Source organism: Paenibacillus sp. KS-LC4, from assembly GCF_036894955.1.
In the GTDB taxonomy this organism is placed as follows: domain Bacteria; phylum Bacillota; class Bacilli; order Paenibacillales; family Paenibacillaceae; genus Pristimantibacillus.
Genome location: NZ_CP145905.1, coordinates 980081 through 994974, shown reverse-complemented (window position 1 = coordinate 994974; position 14894 = coordinate 980081). Strand labels below are relative to the sequence as shown.

The following is a 14894-nucleotide window of genomic DNA, read 5'->3' as shown; positions in this document are numbered from 1 at the left end:
GAGAAAAAAGGAGCCTTACTCCACCATTTTCACCACGCTTCCATTTAAATGCTTTCTATTTTCAGCCGCTTCTTTTCCCTTTATTAATAGTTCTTAGCACTTTGCACTTTGCACTTTGCACTTTGCACTTAGTCCTTAGTCCTTAGTCCTTAGTCCTTCGACTTTACAAGCAGCCGCACCGGCCCCATTAAACCGCCTGGCTCCTGCTGCATGTAACGCGAGAAGAAATCCTTTTGCTGCTTGCCCAGCGTATTGGTCACTTCAACGACGAGCTGGTTCGTTCCCGGCCGAATAGCCTCGCCAGCTGCAAAGCGATAAGGCGGCGCAATCGCCGTACCTAGCTTTAAGCCATTCACCGATGCCTCGGCTGTTTCAAACGCAGCACCCAAATCCAAGTACAACGGCTCGTCCACTCCCTTCCAATCGAAGGCAAGCTCATAGCGAATCGTTCCGGTGAAATCGGGCAGCAGGTGCGGGGCATTGATATTTTCCAGCTCGCTCAGCTTGCCATAGCTTTCAAATACCGGATATTGCAGAGACGCAGCGGTTGAAACCGTCCATTCGCCAGATAGCTCTACTGGCACACATGCTGTACAACCGGGCAGCGTCTGCACCGTCAGTTGCGGCAGCGCTTCTCCCGACAGCACGATTAAAGTTTCGTAGGCGCTTAGCCTTACCCTCAAGCGGCTCACCCCATCAGCCTGCTCAACGCTAGCCTCGCTCAGCTGATTGTCAAAGGCGTTATAAATCATCATCCGAGCGGAGGCTTGGAGGCTGACAACCGTATCCACCGTCTCATAAGGATGCTCGTTAAAAAAGAAATATACATCGCTGTCTGAATGCCCATAATGGTAATAGCGCAAATACGGCGCGGCATCCGCCGTCTCAATATCATACATGCCTGCTCCCCGCAGCTTCGCTGCAAGCTCAGCAAGCGGCACAGACCATACATACTCCAGCGCTTTCAGACGCTTAAGCTCCACCGCTTCGCCGCCCTCAAGCGTGCGGGCAGGCAGCCCGTCTACAAACAGCACCTTCAGCCCTGCCTCCGCCAGCTCGGCAAGCTGCTCCACGAGCACTGCTGGCAGCGCCTCAGCATAGGGTACGATGAGGCATTGATACGCCTCATTGCTCACAAGCAGCTGACCGTCCTTCACCGCGTACGCTCCAGCCGCCAGAAGAACATCTGCCGGTATAACGTCGCAATCAATTTGCGCCTGCATCAGCGCCTTAATCGGCTTCTGAATCAGCATCGCCTCGGCGCCTGACCACTCCGCCTCCGCATGGTAAAGCACCGCCGCCGTTGCATAATGGCGCCCTCCATTCAGCAGATGGCTGATGCGGTTCGTGTAATCATTAAGCTGGCGATAATAGCGGTATTGCGGATTTTCGCCGCGTGCATACAAATGCGGCGGGCAGTCGGCATCCGGGAATTGTTTTTGCGAAAAGGCGTGGGGGACGAAATAGTTAATGCCGCGAACGAGCATATGGTCGGTCAACCATTTCATAAGCTTGAGGCCTTCGCTCCAGCCGTAAGCGCCGAATACCTCGCACATCGCCCGGCCCTTTTTCTTCGGATCGATATGAGCCAGAGATGAACCAAGCTTCGCTAGGGCATAATGAAAAAACTCGCTGTCCGTTTCTCCGGCAATCCACGTAAACGGCACCTCGTCAAAGCCAGGCATAATTTGATGAAGCACGACATCAATGCCAGCCATGTCCTGACCCCACATCGAACGGAAAAAATGTCCCGGCCCGCAGCCGAGCCGCGCATGCACATTGTTATCTTCAATGATATGTCCGATATATTCCACGCCGCGCTCGCGGCACCAGTCGCCCAGCTTGCCGCTGAAATGCTCGGCATACAGCTTGCTGACCATATTCATGAACGTATAGCGCAGCGCCTCCGTCTGCTCGCCGCCCTCGTACCACAGCAGCGGCAGCAATGCCGCAACGGGCTGCCCGAACTCGGCGGACAGCAGCTCCAGCATATCGTGTCGCCAAGGCAGGACGATGCCCTTTTTGCCTAGTCTGGAATTGAAATCAAACGTCGTTTTATCGTTATAGAAGCCCGGCTCATCGGAGAAAAAACCAGCCAGCGTTTTGCCAAAGTCATCCCGATACCGCTCGTAATAGCCCTCATAAATCGCGTCGATTAACACCTGTGTGGATTCCGGCACAATCGGATTAATATAGTTCCGTTTCGCTTCCTCCGCACCCTCCGCCGTCTCAATCAGGACGAAGATGCGCCAGAAGCCCTCGGGAATATCCCAGTAAAGCACATTGTTTTGCACGCTTGCGGTCAGCTCAATGAATCCGCTAAGCTGCTCAGCACCAGCAACCCCTGACTTTCCTCCGCGCTTAACCGCCACAGCTGCAACCAGCTTATCGCCCGCCTGGAGCAGCGTATTCAGCAGAAAGGAGGCTTGCGGCGCCGGGCCGACCGCATCAATGTGCCGCTCCGCCAAATAGGTTCGGCGCAGCTCGGACGGAGCATCCTTCAGCTTGCCTGCCGCATGTCCCGTCGGAAAATGGTCATCATCAAAAAACCATACCTTCATGCCGCGGCAACGCGCCTCGTCCATAATAATATCAATATCCCGCCACCAGCCTGCGCCAAGCATATCCGGGTGAGGACGCGATTCCACGATGACCGCCTTGATGCCGGAAGCATAAATTCGCTCCATTTCCTCGCGAATCTGCCCTTCCTCTTCTCCCCTTTGCCATAGCAACGGCATAATATAGTTTTCTTCCTCGCCTGCCAGTACTTGACGTAAGCGTTCAGCCATTAACTTCGCCCTCCTATCCTTTTACTGCACCTATCGTAATCCCTTTAACGAAATATTTCTGGAAAAATGGATAAGCGACTAGAATCGGGATAACGCCGACTACTGCAATCGCCATCCGTACGGTGCCGCTCGGCATTTTGGCCATGCTTTGACCCGCATTCGAGCCAAGGCCGCTGTTCGACAGAAACTGAATGTCCGTCAATATTCGGTTCAAAATGTTCTGGATGCTGAACAGCTTCGGATCTGTTAAATAAACGAGCCCATTAAACCAGTCATTCCAATAGCCAATCGTCTGAAACAAGCCAATCGTTGCCAAAATCGGCAGCGACAGCGGCAGCACGATTGAACGGAACGTTCTAAATTCAGTTGCCCCATCAATGTAAGCCGACTCCAAAATCGGAACCGGAATGGACGTAATGAAAAACGTGCGCATAAGCATAACGTTAAAGCCGTTCATCAGAAGACCTGGAATAATAAGCGCCCAGATCGTATTTTTAATATCGAGATATTGCGTATAAATCAAGTAGGTTGGCACAAGCCCACCGTTGAACAGCATCGTGAAAAAGACGAAAAACGCCAGTGGGTTGCGAAGCGGAATATCTCTTCTCGACAGCGGATAAGCTAGCATGGATGTAATGACCAAGCTTACCGTCGTACCAAGAACCGTAACCAAAACCGTAATGCCATAAGCCCGCAGCAGCTCCTGCGATTGATCAAGCAAATAACGATAAGCACTCAAGCTGAACTGCTCTGGGAAAAAAGAATAGCCATTGCTGATAATCGCCTGCTCATCGGTGAAAGAGGATATAACCAGCAAAGCGAAGGGCAGCAGGCAAGCGATGGATACGGCCATCATAAATATATTGGCTGACCACTGCCATAATTTATTTTCATGCGTCATTTCATTCACTCCTTAGAATAATGCGTTGTCTTTGTTGATTTTGCGTACAATGTAATTCGCGAGCAGAACTAGAATGAAGCCGACCAAGGATTGATATAAGCCTGCCGCAGAGGACATCCCAATATCACCAAGCTGCATCAAGCCGCGATAGACGTAAGTGTCAATAACGTTTGTCGTATCGCTAAGCGCGCCCGCATCCATCGGAACCTGATAGAACAAGCCGAAGTCGGAGTAAAAAATCCGGCCGATTGCAAGCAAGGTCATCATCGTAATGACTGGCGAAATGAGCGGCAGCGTAATCGACTTAATTTGCTGCCATTTGGATGCGCCATCGAGCGTTGCCGCCTCATAATATTCCTGATCAATTCCGATAATGGCTGCCAAATACACGACGCAGTAGAAGCCAACGCTTTTCCAAATATGCACAATTGTCAAAATGTACGGCCAATATTGCGCCTCGCTGTACCAAGAAATGGCGTCAAGTCCCAGCAGCGGAAGCACGGTCTTGTTCATAAAGCCCGTTTCTATGCTGAGAACCGCATAAACCAAATAGCTGACAATAACCATGGAAATGAGAAAGGGCAGCAGCACGACGCTTTGATAAAAGCGGGCCATAATTTTACTGCGAATTTCATTGAGCAAAATCGCTATCCCTACCGCAATGACCAAGTTCAAAATAATAAATCCACCGTTATACAAAATCGTATTTCGCGTAATGATGTAGGCATCTGTCGTTTTGAACAAATATTCGAAGTTTTGCAGCCCAATCCAATCACTGCCCCAAATTCCTTGGGTAAAATTGATGTTTTTGAAGGCGATAATGAGGCCAAACATCGGTGCATAATTGTTAATGATCAAATACGCCAGCCCCGGAAGCATCATTAAAAACAAAGGCAAATAGCGCTTGAACTGTTTCTTTCTCACATTAGATTTGGCAGCCTGCTTAGCCTGCTGGGGAGCAGACGCTGTCCCTTTATTTCCCGTCGTTTGTTCCATAGGAGAACCCCTTCTTTCTTCCGCATGAGCTTGTCGCTGTCTTATACTTTGATGATAGTGCATGCGCCATTGCGCCCTCTACCGCTCAGACGACTTCTCATTTGCACTATTACGACGCTCCTGCTGCGTGCCCCGCCATTGAAAGCCTCATGCTAGCCAAAACAAATAGGCTGTTCCAAGGTTCATTTGCATGACCTGTGGAACAGCCTATTTGTTTTCAATAATCGAATTAGGATTGTGTATCAATCAAAATTTTCGCCTGCGCTTTGTCTTTGATGAGCAGCTCCAGACCTTCCTCAACGAGGTTGTCCAGCTTGATTTTTTTCGTAATGACCTTCTTCACATCAAGGCGGCCCGAAGACACCATCGCGATGACCTCTGGGAAAATATGATGGTAGGCTAGCGAGGTTTTAATTGATATCTCCTTCACCAAAATGCTGTTCACATCTAAAGTAACGGGGCTGGCATAGCCGGCAATAATGAGCAGCTGTCCGCCTTTTTTGATGACTTCCAGCGCACTTGTGAATGTAGCCTGAGCGCCTGCCGCCTCAAAGGCCACATCAACGCCATTTACATGCTCTGCCAAAATCTCTGTCGTTGCATCTGCTTCCAAGCTGTTCACAACCGAGCTCGCTCCGACCTCAAGCGCTTTGCTGAGACGTTCAGGGGAAATATCAACGGCAATAACGCTTGCGGCTCCAGCAGCTTTGGCCGCCATAATCGTTAGAAGACCAATTGGGCCAGCGCCATACACGACGACCGAGTCCCCTATTTTCAGCTGGCTTTCCTTAACGGCATGAACCGTTACAGCAGTCGGCTCCATTAATGCCCCTTCTTCAAGTGAAACATTGCTTGGAAGCTTATGAGCTTTGCTCGCATTTGCGATTGCATATTGGGCAAAACCGCCATCATCCTGCAAGCCAAGAAAAGCAAACGGACTAGCCAGGTTATACTTGCCGCGCTGTACATAATAATCATCCTCGGCATACACGATTGGCTCTACAGCTACGCGATCTCCAACAGCCAAATTCGTTACACCCTCGCCAAGCTCGGTTACAACACCAGCGAATTCATGGCCCAGCACAAGCGGAAGACCGCGTCCTGTTACGGGATGAGGCTCAGCCGATACGCCTAGCCCATAATGGTAGGCATGCAGGTCGCTTCCGCAAATTCCGGCCCATTCCACCTTTATTTTCACTTGGCCCGCAGCAGCCGCAGGCTCGTTCACATTTTCGATACGGACATCTTTAGCCCCATAAATAACAGCAGCTTTCATACAACTACATCTCCTTTAGCAATAAAATGATAGCGCTTATATTGTCTTACCGTTATTGTACTCCTGTTATATAATTAAATATAATTAATTATACTTACATTTAATTAAGTGATACTTATGTAAAGGGAGCGACCTATGAACCTTGAGCAGTTGATGTATGTCGTCGAATTAAGCAAATCCAAATCGTTGTCTGAAGCAGCAGCGAATCTTCATATTTCCCAATCTGCGCTTAGCCAATCCCTCTCTAGTCTGGAGAAGGAGCTGGGGCTAAAGCTGTTCAAACGTGCACGAAGCGGCACTTTGCCTACCGCAGAAGCAGCATCCATTATTAAAAAAGTGCATGAAGCAGCCAAAATGATTGAGGAAATTCGACTAGAAGCTGCGAGCAGACTGAGCAGCCTAAGCGGCGAGCTGCGCCTGTCCACGATGCCCGCCCAAATGAAGACGATGGTTAAAGTAATCGCTTGGCTAAAAAAGGAGCATCCCGCTCTTCACATCGAGGTCTCTGAGGACGGCTCATTAAGTACGCTTGGCAGCGTGCGGGAGGGGCTGGCTGATCTCGGCATGATTGCGATGCGGGAAGACAAGCTGCCGATAGAGGGTCTCTCGTTTCATTCGCTATGCAAGGGCAAAATGGTCGCGCTCGTTGGCGCGCAATCTCCGCTTGCCTCACGCGCTTCCATATCGCCGGAGGAATTGCGGCAATACCCTTTCGTCCTGTACAAGGATGATCATGTCGACCAGTTTATCCTTGATTTCACTAGGCAGCACGGGCCCGTGGAGGTGTTGTTTCGAACCGATTACGATGTTGCCATTCAAAGCGCATTGCTGGAGGGACTGGCTGTTTCAATCGGCCATGACTATTCCTTTAGGCAAAATGCCAACGAAACGATCCGGCAATTTGCAATGCTGGAAATTGAAGATTTTTTTCAGCAGCCCGTCCATTTTGGCTGGGTTCGGGCTAAGAGCCGTCCAAATGCTCCGGTAATGGATTATTTTATCAATCGTTTTGAGCATGAATATGCGTTCAAGTAAACCACCTTTATACATGCGAAAAATGCGACGAACCCTTCAAAAGCTGGCCTTGCGCCTTCTCTTTTCTGGCGCAAGGCCTTAGCCTAGGAGCAGCGAGGAAATAAGCTGCACTTTATTTCGGCGCAAACTCTTCGCTTCGCACACAGGCAGCGCCCATCGCTTATTTACCGCGCTTCGCCTTGGTGCATTTCAGCTGGTAGGTTTTTCCGTAGGCTTTGCCATAGCGGACAATACGGCGCAGCATGGACTGATCGGCAAGCAGCGAGAACGGGCAAACGGCCGGCACGGTATTCACCTCAAGAATCCATGGCTTCAGCTTCGCATCAATGGCAAAGTCGAGGCCCAGCTCCTTAATGCCGGGAGAAATACCTCGCAGCAGCCGCGCTGTGCGAAGGCCAAGCCGATCCATGCTTTTCAGCAATTTCCGGCGCCCGGCTGGGCCAGCATGTGACTTAAGCACTTGCTCAGTCGAATAAATCGATCCGCCTTGGCTGCCATTGGTTACAATTTTGCCCGGCTTGGCCGCTCTGCCAAGCGTCCCGGTCGCGGCCCAGCCGCCCTGCGGCGTGCGCTGCACCATAAGCCGAATATCGAAGCGGCGCCCTTTATGCTTCAGCAAGCGAATGCCCTTTTGCACCAAATACCGCTTCCCCTTCATTTCCTTATGAATCGAACGGTAGGCTGCAGCGTACGTGGTAAAGGTCGATTTTTTCGAGCCTAATTGATACGTATACTTCGCCCCCAGCTTCTCCATCTTCATGACCCCGCGTCCCTGCGAGCCCCGCGAAGGCTTCACATAGACCATGCTATATTGCTTCAGCATGCTGCGCAGGCTGTCCTTGGTCGCCAGCTTCGTCTGCGGGATGTGCTTGTTCAGCGTCAGGTCCTTCCGCATTGCGATCGTTTTGCTCCACTTATCTCCGATTATCCGCCGCTTGCTCTTCACACTGATGCTTCCTTTGCGGCCGCTACTTCTCGCACGCAGCCCCTTCGATAGCTTCCTGCTCCTCGTCACTTTACCCCTCCATTCTATTCTCCTATTAGCATACGAACCTTTTTGAAAATGGTTGTAGGCCGCTGTCGGCATAGAACGAACCATCATGCAGCGGCTTCATATGCTTAATTAAGGCAACCTGTCAGGATGTTTGTTAAGTACGTTAGTTAGGAGGCATAGACATACATGGAGCTTAGACAGATGCTTCAGCAGCAGCTTGCTCTTGTTTGCCATTTTCATCCTTGGTATGGAGAGCTGCTTGCTGAGCGGGGCATTGAACTGAACGCCGCTGTACTGCCAGAGCTGCCGCTTATGACCGCGGACAGGTTGGAGCAGCATTATTTCACACAGGAGCTGCGGACAGAGGCCAGGCTTTCCGTGTACCGTACGTCGGGAACATCCTCCGGCATACGCAAAGCGATTTATTATTCGCCGGAGGATGATGAGCAATACATCGCCAGCAAGGCGGCTTGCTTCCGAGAGTGGCTGGCAAGGGGCCCAGCCGTTGTTACAAGGGCGCTGGCCGATATGGGAACAGGACATGCGGCTAGCACAGCCATTACGATTTTTCAGCAGCTTGGCTTCCAAGCAGACTCGCTTTCCTTCGCCCTGCCAATAGAGGAGCATATCCAGCGCCTCGCCGCTTTTCGCCCGCAGCTGCTGTATACGATGCCTTCTATTCTCGATGCCATTGCTTTCGCTGCTCCAGATCCGCGGGCCTTCGGCATACAGAAAATAATTATAGTCGGGGAAATTGCTCCGCCAGCCTGGCAGGCGAACATGGCTGCGCGGTTCGGCATCAGCACTCATGATATTCTCGACACCTACGGCTCCATCGAGATTGGCGCCATTGCTTCCTACTCTCATGAGCATAGCGTTTATGTCCTAGATGACGGCATCCATGCCGAAGCGCTCCGCGCTGACGAAATAGATGTAAGCTTCGATGCGCTGGAGGACAATGAGGCCGTGCTTGTGCTTACGTCATTCAAGCGTACCCTGTTTCCCGCCGTGCGTTATGTCACCTACGACGTGGTTAGGGATTTCGGCACGCTCATCATTGATGGACAGGTAAGGCAAACGTTCAGCTGTATCTCGAAACGGATTGGAGCCGACCTGAAGCACGGGGAAAAAATAAGCCTCTACGACATCGAAAGCGTCGTCCAGCAATTCGTCAGCGACGCTGAGCTGCGCGTCCGGCTGCAGCATAATAAGCTGTCTATTCACATTCGCAGCAAAAGATTGGACGATGACGGACTTGCCGTTATACAGCAAGCCATTGAGCAAAAAATCGAAGCGATTGGCCAAATGATTCGGGGTCGCATGCTTTCCGGCATCGTGGTGACGCGCGCAGCGGAGGATGAGACGCTCGAGCGGGGAGCGGTCAAATCGAAAAAACTTTATTTTTAGGAGGCGCTAATCGCCCATGGGAATAGATTGGCTTTCTTGTATCGGTCAGACGCCGCTCGTTCAGCTGTCAAAGCTGTTTGCGAATGATCGCGGCATAACCGTTCATGCCAAGCTGGAAATGCTTAACCCGAATGGCAGCGCGAAGGATCGCTCCGCCGCCCGCATCATTACTGCGGCGTTGGAGCAGGGACGCATCGGGCCCGGCTCTGTCATCATTGAATCCAGCTCGGGCAATATGGCCATCAGCCTCGCTGCGATCTGCTCCTATCTCGGCATGCGGTTTATTAGCGTCGTAGACCCTAGAACGACGCAGCAAAACATCCGCATTATGCGCGCTTACGGTGCCGACATTGAGCTCGTTGAGGAGCCAGACCCGGATACAGGCGAGTTTCTGCCTGCCAGGCTGAACCGCGTTCAACAGCTGCTTTCTGACATTCCGGGCAGCTACTGGCCGAATCAATACAACAATGAACATAATTACTTGTCGCATTATGAAGGCACCATGCAGGAAATCACGGCCGCACTTGGCCGTGTAGATTATGTCATTGGCGGTATCAGCACCTGCGGCACGATGCTCGGCTGTGCGCTGTATGCCCGCGACCATAAGCTGGATACGAAAATCGTAGCGGTTGATGCGGCGGGCAGCATTATTTTGGGCGGAGTCAGCGGAAGCAGGCTGTTTCCCGGCCTTGGGGCTGGCATCGTTCCTCCATTCGGCCAAAGCCGCTTTATGGATTATGCGATAAAGGTTAACGATGCCGATATGGTTGCAGGCTGCCGAATGCTGGTGAAGCAAGAGGCGATTTTGGCCGGGCCATCGTCCGGCGCCGTTATTTTTGCCCTTCAGTCGATGATGCATGAGCTGCCCGATAGTTCTGTCTGTGCTGTTATTTTGCATGACCGCGGCGAGCGTTACATGGACACCGTCTACAATGATGCTTGGGTGCAGCAGCAATTTCTCCGTTGGGAAGGAGAACGCGCGTGATTTACCTTGGTGAAAAACATATTCATGCCGTTGGACTCCATTGGCAGGAGCTGGCGGATCGCATTGAAAATGCGGTGCATGTGATGGACAGCGGAGATTATGCCCAGCCGGTAAAGCCTTATTTGCGATACGGCGGCAAAGCGGCAAACAAGGCGGCAAACCGAATCATCGCTATGCCCGCCTATGTAGGCGGCAGCATGCACACAGCAGGCATCAAATGGATTGCCAGCTTTCCCGGCAACCTCCAAATCGGGCTGCCCAGAGCGCACAGCCTGCTGGTGCTGAATGATGCAGATACAGGCAAGCCTTATGCGATTGTCCATGCATCGCTGCCAAGCGCGGCACGGACAGCTGCGGTTAGCGCCGTGCTGCTTCGCCATTATTTACATGCGCGCAGCGTTCAGCATTCAAGCAGTACGCATCGCATAAGGCTGGGCATTATCGGCTTCGGCCCGGTTGGACAGCTGCATTACGACATGTGCGCGCAGTTGTTCGGAGAAACAATTGATGAAGCGTATGTTTATGATATTCGCGGTGTTGAGCTGGAGGCTAGCGACCTCTCCGCAGCTGTCGCAACCGATACCGCAACCGATACTACTGCCGATGCCGCAACCGATGCTATCGGCGCTCGTAAAAAGGTCGAATTGCTTGGACGAACGAAGGTGGCAGACAGTTGGGAGCAGTTGTACAGCCGCTGCAACGTCATTATTACTTGTACGGTAAGCGACAGGCGCTACATTCATCTGCCTCCGCTTCCGGGCAGCCTGCTGCTGGACGTCTCGCTGCGCGACTATGCCTCCTCTGCCTTGAACGGCGTAACCGCCATCGTCGTCGATGACTGGGATGAGGTATGCCGAGAAAATACCGATATTGAGCTGCTGCATAAGGAGCGGGGGCTGGTAAAAGAGGGTACCCGCTCGCTTGCCGATGTCGTTTGCCGAAGCGCGCTTGCTGGCTTCGATCCGGCTGAGCCTGTTTTATTTTGCCCCATGGGAATGGCCGTCTTTGATATTGCAACAGCTGACTATTGGGTGCAAAAAGCTCGGGAGCTCGGGATCGGTCTGGAAATCGAAGACTAAGGCAGGGGATATACCGCCAGCCCGTTACTCATGCGCCATCATAAAAATACAAACAACCGCCAACCCACACGAGGAGGATTGGCGGTTGCTGTCGTTACGTCAGCCTGCTCTGTAGCAGCAGTCTGCTATACTGTTTTATTTCGCTGCCGCCCATGCATCAAGCTGCTTCTGTTTTTCTGCAATGATTTTGTCGATGCCCGCTGCCTTCAGCTTGGAGATAAAGTCGGGCAGTGTTTTCTCCGGATCAAGTGTGCCTGTTTCCAGACCGAGCTTGTATTGATTCACAACATTCGTTACCGAAGCAAATTCCGTCTTCACTGACGCAGAATCGAAGGTAAAGCCTAGTGCTTTGGATTTCGTTGCGTTTTTATTGAATTCATCCGTTTCTTTCCAAATATCCGGGTTGTCCCCTTCAAAGGAGTAGGACATGAACTGATTACCGAACAACCAGCCTGTATTCGGGTTGTAGCCGCTATTGTTGGCATCTACGCCATCCGCATATTTAATGATGTTTTCTTTATCCGTTTTTACATAATGCTTGCCTTCAATGCCCCAGTCCAGCATGTTAATAACATCCTTGTCGCTGTACATCAGGTTCAGAAACTTCATGGAGGCTTCAGGACTCGTCGCATTGCGCGGAATGCCCCACATAATGTTAGTTACCGTTTCTGTTTTGGCGACCGGAGCCGTGATTTCACCTTTTACGATGGTCGTACCTACAATACGCGATTCCTGCATCTCGATGCCCGGCTTAAGGTTCGCCACATACGCAGCTGTACGCCCTGCTTTAATCAAATCCGCGATGCCTTCCTTGTTCGTCGCTGCATCCTTCAAAATATAACCCGCTTGATACCAGCCGCGAATGCGTTTAAGCAGCTCCGCATATTCTGGCGTTTCGAAGTAGTTGACGACTTTTAAATCATTCTGTCCATTGTTAAGCAGAACACCGTAGCCATCTCCTAATTTATCAAGCTTTTGCAGGTAATCAGCAATGGATTGCCCAGCCGATCCCGGAGATATAGCGGCCATGTTCGGCTCGTTCTCTTTCAGCGTCTTCATCATGCCTTCCAATGCGTCCAGCGAGTTAATCTTGGAAGCGTCGATACCGTATTTATCAGCCAGATCCTTGCGGATCAGCACGCCATAATTGACCGCCAAATCGCGAATCGAGGGCACAGCATATATTTTGCCGCCAATGCTGCTCGCTTTAATAAAATCCTCTCCAACTGCCGATTTAATGCCCTGTCCGTACTGCTCCAGCAGATCATCAAGCGGAAGCAGCTGTCCCTTCGCCACTTGCGGTGCATAACCAAACGTTGCGCTGCTGCCCGTTACAATGAGATCGAGCTTCTCATTGCTCGTAAGCATGAGGTTCATTTGCTGATTCCATGCGCCAATACCGATTGGAAGCAGCTTCACCGTTGCATTAATTTTTTCTTTAGTCAGCTTGTTCAGCTCGTCCTGTACCGCTTGCAGGTCAGTAGGCGTATTGCCAAACGTTACGTAAGCCACCGTAAGCTCTGCCGCTGCATCTGTATTGCCCCCTGCGTTTGTAGCGCCTGCTGTGCCTGCGCCCGCTTCTCCATTGCTGCCCGTGTTGCCCCCGCCACATGCGCTCAGCACCAAGCCAAGGATGAGGACCAAGCTAATCATCGTTGTTATCCTTCTCATTCGTAATTCCCCCGATGCTCTTTAGTATCGAGATTCTGCTCGCCTGAAGCGAGTGAATCTATCCTCATTGTAGAGAATCCCTATACCTGCTACTGCCCCGCAAACGACTTTTTGGTAAGCGTTTTCCGACCAATTCAACGACCTTGCTGCTCAAGCTCATAGTTTTGCCTGAATTCCAACGGATTGAGGCCTGCATACTTCTTAAACATCCTTGAAAAATGCGAGAAGTTCGCATAGCCTACGTGAACCGCTATCGCGCTGACCGGCATATCTGTCTTCATCAGCAGCTCCTTCGCCGCAAGCAAACGCTCGTTGAGCAAATAATCGGAAATGGACAAGCCCGTTTTCTTTTTAAAAATACGCGTTAAATAGTCCGGGTTCAGGAACACATGGTTCGCCAACTCCTCGCGCGTAATTTCCTTGCTCTGATTCAGCTTAATATAAGCAATGACTCGTTCGACTACCGTCTGCGTCTCTTCAACCGACCTCGCATAATCTGCCGCTTTGGTCACAATATGGTCGATCCAAGCATACATATCCGTCACCGAACGGCTCGCCCGTCCCGACAGCTCAATAGACTCGTCATCGCCAAACAATTGATGAGCCCCAATGCCCTTCAACTGAAGCATATAATACATCATTTGCAGAAAATCCTGGTGGAACGTATGCAGCCGCTTCGCATCAAGCGTTCCCAGCCGAATGCATTCCTTAAGGTGCTCGTCGATAGCCGCTAGCAGCTTGTCCTTGGAGCCTTCCTTCAACAGCACCGCCCACAGGCTTAAATCGGGCAGCTTCATCTCTGGCGTCAGGCTCGACCTGCCGCTAGTATGCAAGACGATATTACTAAGCGCTACATTGTTCTGGTCGAGGCCGCTTAGACGCCTTGCCATCGCCGACAGCTGGTAGCTAGGCACAGGCTCGCCAATGTAACAGGATAGATCGCAATAGAAGTAGGCATTGGAGGCCGAAATAAACAAGGAGCAGGCATCTCGCAAAGCGGCAAGCTCCGGCTCTTCATTGCTCTCCATCGGCAGCAGCGCAACGAGCTTGTCCTTTTCCCATTGCACCAAATGTCCGCTGGCGCCATGGTTCAAAATCGTCTCCTCTGCCGCATTGCGCAGGGCAATTTCCATAATTTTCTCATCGCGCACCGACAGCTTCTTGCGCCAGCGCTGAACCGAGATCAGAATCGGCAAATGCCGCAAATGCTCCATATAAGGCAAATATCGCTCATTAGCCGCTTCTTTAATGGCGGTTTCATAAGTGGGTATCGTCTGGTTCAGAATATCCAGCCAAAACCGCTCCGTCAAAATCGGCTGCTGCTTAAACCAATATTGTCCGTATTCGCTGAACTGGACGAGCTCGCTCTCCTTATTAATTTTGTCGGTCGCTTTGACAATCACCTTCTCAAGCTCCGCATAGGGAATCGGCTTGAGTATATAATCGAGGCTGCCGAGCTTCATCGCCTGCTTCGCGAATTCAAAGTCCGCGTGACAGGTCAGAAACACCGACTCCGTCTTCGGATATTTCTCACGCACCCACTCCAGCAGCTCCAATCCGCTGCCCTGCGGCATTTCAATATCGCACAGCATTAGATCAATGCCCTGCTGGTCAAATATTTCCTTCGCTTGGCGGATATTATAGGCGGTATACACTTCGCTTACTTGAAGCTTGTCCCAATCGATGGCCGATTCAATCGCCTTGACCGCATGCACCTCATCATCGACAATGAGTACCGAATACATGTAAACTCCCCCTTCG

11 protein-coding genes are annotated in these 14894 nt (G+C 51.3%); 4 read left to right on the top strand and 7 right to left on the bottom strand.

The window, feature by feature from the left end; translation table 11 throughout:
* Nucleotides 1-149: 149 nt before the first annotated feature.
* The 4 genes from V5J77_RS04235 to V5J77_RS04220 all read right to left on the bottom strand — a co-directional run bounded on the left by V5J77_RS04235 (nucleotide 150) and on the right by V5J77_RS04220 (nucleotide 5962).
* Nucleotides 150-2789 (bottom strand): glycosyl hydrolase, encoded by a 2640-nt coding sequence (locus tag V5J77_RS04235; protein ID WP_338554550.1) that lies wholly within the window; start codon nucleotides 2787-2789, stop codon nucleotides 150-152.
* Between the two features lie 13 nt (nucleotides 2790-2802).
* Entirely contained in the window at nucleotides 2803-3690 is an 888-nt protein-coding gene (locus V5J77_RS04230) for a carbohydrate ABC transporter permease (RefSeq protein ID WP_338554549.1), read from the bottom strand.
* Nucleotides 3691-3702: 12 nt separating this feature from the next.
* A complete protein-coding gene (locus tag V5J77_RS04225) occupies nucleotides 3703-4572 on the bottom strand; it encodes an ABC transporter permease subunit (RefSeq protein WP_338556540.1) in 870 nt (289 codons plus the stop codon).
* Between the two features lie 343 nt (nucleotides 4573-4915).
* On the bottom strand, nucleotides 4916-5962 hold the full coding sequence (locus tag V5J77_RS04220) for a 2,3-butanediol dehydrogenase (protein ID WP_338554548.1): 1047 nt from the start codon (nucleotides 5960-5962) through the stop codon (nucleotides 4916-4918).
* Between the two features lie 135 nt (nucleotides 5963-6097).
* On the opposite strand from V5J77_RS04220, the gene V5J77_RS04215 reads away from it, so the two are divergent.
* On the top strand, nucleotides 6098-6997 hold the full coding sequence (locus tag V5J77_RS04215; protein ID WP_338554547.1) for a LysR family transcriptional regulator: 900 nt from the start codon (nucleotides 6098-6100) through the stop codon (nucleotides 6995-6997).
* 160 nt (nucleotides 6998-7157) lie between these two features.
* Here the strand turns inward: V5J77_RS04215 and V5J77_RS04210 are convergent, their stop codons facing one another.
* Entirely contained in the window at nucleotides 7158-8012 is an 855-nt protein-coding gene (locus tag V5J77_RS04210; protein ID WP_338554546.1) for a YheC/YheD family protein, read from the bottom strand.
* 165 nt (nucleotides 8013-8177) lie between these two features.
* On the opposite strand from V5J77_RS04210, the gene V5J77_RS04205 reads away from it, so the two are divergent.
* The 3 genes from V5J77_RS04205 to V5J77_RS04195 are packed head-to-tail and all read left to right on the top strand — an operon-like array spanning nucleotide 8178 to nucleotide 11462.
* On the top strand, nucleotides 8178-9398 hold the full coding sequence (locus V5J77_RS04205) for a hypothetical protein (protein ID WP_338554545.1): 1221 nt from the start codon (nucleotides 8178-8180) through the stop codon (nucleotides 9396-9398).
* A gap of 16 nt (nucleotides 9399-9414) precedes the next feature.
* On the top strand, nucleotides 9415-10383 hold the full coding sequence (sbnA, locus tag V5J77_RS04200; protein WP_338554544.1) for a 2,3-diaminopropionate biosynthesis protein SbnA: 969 nt from the start codon (nucleotides 9415-9417) through the stop codon (nucleotides 10381-10383).
* Nucleotides 10380-11462, top strand: coding sequence for a 2,3-diaminopropionate biosynthesis protein SbnB (locus tag V5J77_RS04195; protein WP_338554543.1), 1083 nt, complete (start codon nucleotides 10380-10382; stop codon nucleotides 11460-11462). Before sbnA ends, V5J77_RS04195 begins: the two co-directional genes overlap by 4 nt.
* A gap of 135 nt (nucleotides 11463-11597) precedes the next feature.
* Here V5J77_RS04195 and V5J77_RS04190 read toward each other — a convergent pair whose 3' ends face one another.
* Nucleotides 11598-13115, bottom strand: coding sequence for an ABC transporter substrate-binding protein (locus tag V5J77_RS04190; protein WP_338554542.1), 1518 nt, complete (start codon nucleotides 13113-13115; stop codon nucleotides 11598-11600).
* 152 nt (nucleotides 13116-13267) lie between these two features.
* A complete protein-coding gene (locus V5J77_RS04185) occupies nucleotides 13268-14878 on the bottom strand; it encodes a response regulator (protein ID WP_338554541.1) in 1611 nt (536 codons plus the stop codon).
* Nucleotides 14879-14894: the final 16 nt, after the last annotated feature.

Bases quoted from the DNA above. Each gene is read 5' to 3' on its own strand.
- V5J77_RS04235 (WP_338554550.1), bottom strand. From the start codon at position 2,789: ATGGCTGAACGCTTACGTCAAGTACTGGCAGGCGAGGAAGAAAACTAT.
- V5J77_RS04230 (WP_338554549.1), bottom strand. From the start codon at position 3,690: ATGACGCATGAAAATAAATTATGGCAGTGGTCAGCCAATATATTTATG.
- V5J77_RS04225 (WP_338556540.1), bottom strand. From the start codon at position 4,572: ATGATGCTTCCGGGGCTGGCGTATTTGATCATTAACAATTATGCACCG.
- V5J77_RS04220 (WP_338554548.1), bottom strand. From the start codon at position 5,962: ATGAAAGCTGCTGTTATTTATGGGGCTAAAGATGTCCGTATCGAAAAT.
- V5J77_RS04215 (WP_338554547.1), top strand. From the start codon at position 6,098: ATGAACCTTGAGCAGTTGATGTATGTCGTCGAATTAAGCAAATCCAAA.
- V5J77_RS04205 (WP_338554545.1), top strand. From the start codon at position 8,178: ATGGAGCTTAGACAGATGCTTCAGCAGCAGCTTGCTCTTGTTTGCCAT.
- sbnA (WP_338554544.1), top strand. From the start codon at position 9,415: ATGGGAATAGATTGGCTTTCTTGTATCGGTCAGACGCCGCTCGTTCAG.
- V5J77_RS04190 (WP_338554542.1), bottom strand. From the start codon at position 13,115: ATGATTAGCTTGGTCCTCATCCTTGGCTTGGTGCTGAGCGCATGTGGC.
- V5J77_RS04185 (WP_338554541.1), bottom strand. From the start codon at position 14,878: ATGTATTCGGTACTCATTGTCGATGATGAGGTGCATGCGGTCAAGGCG.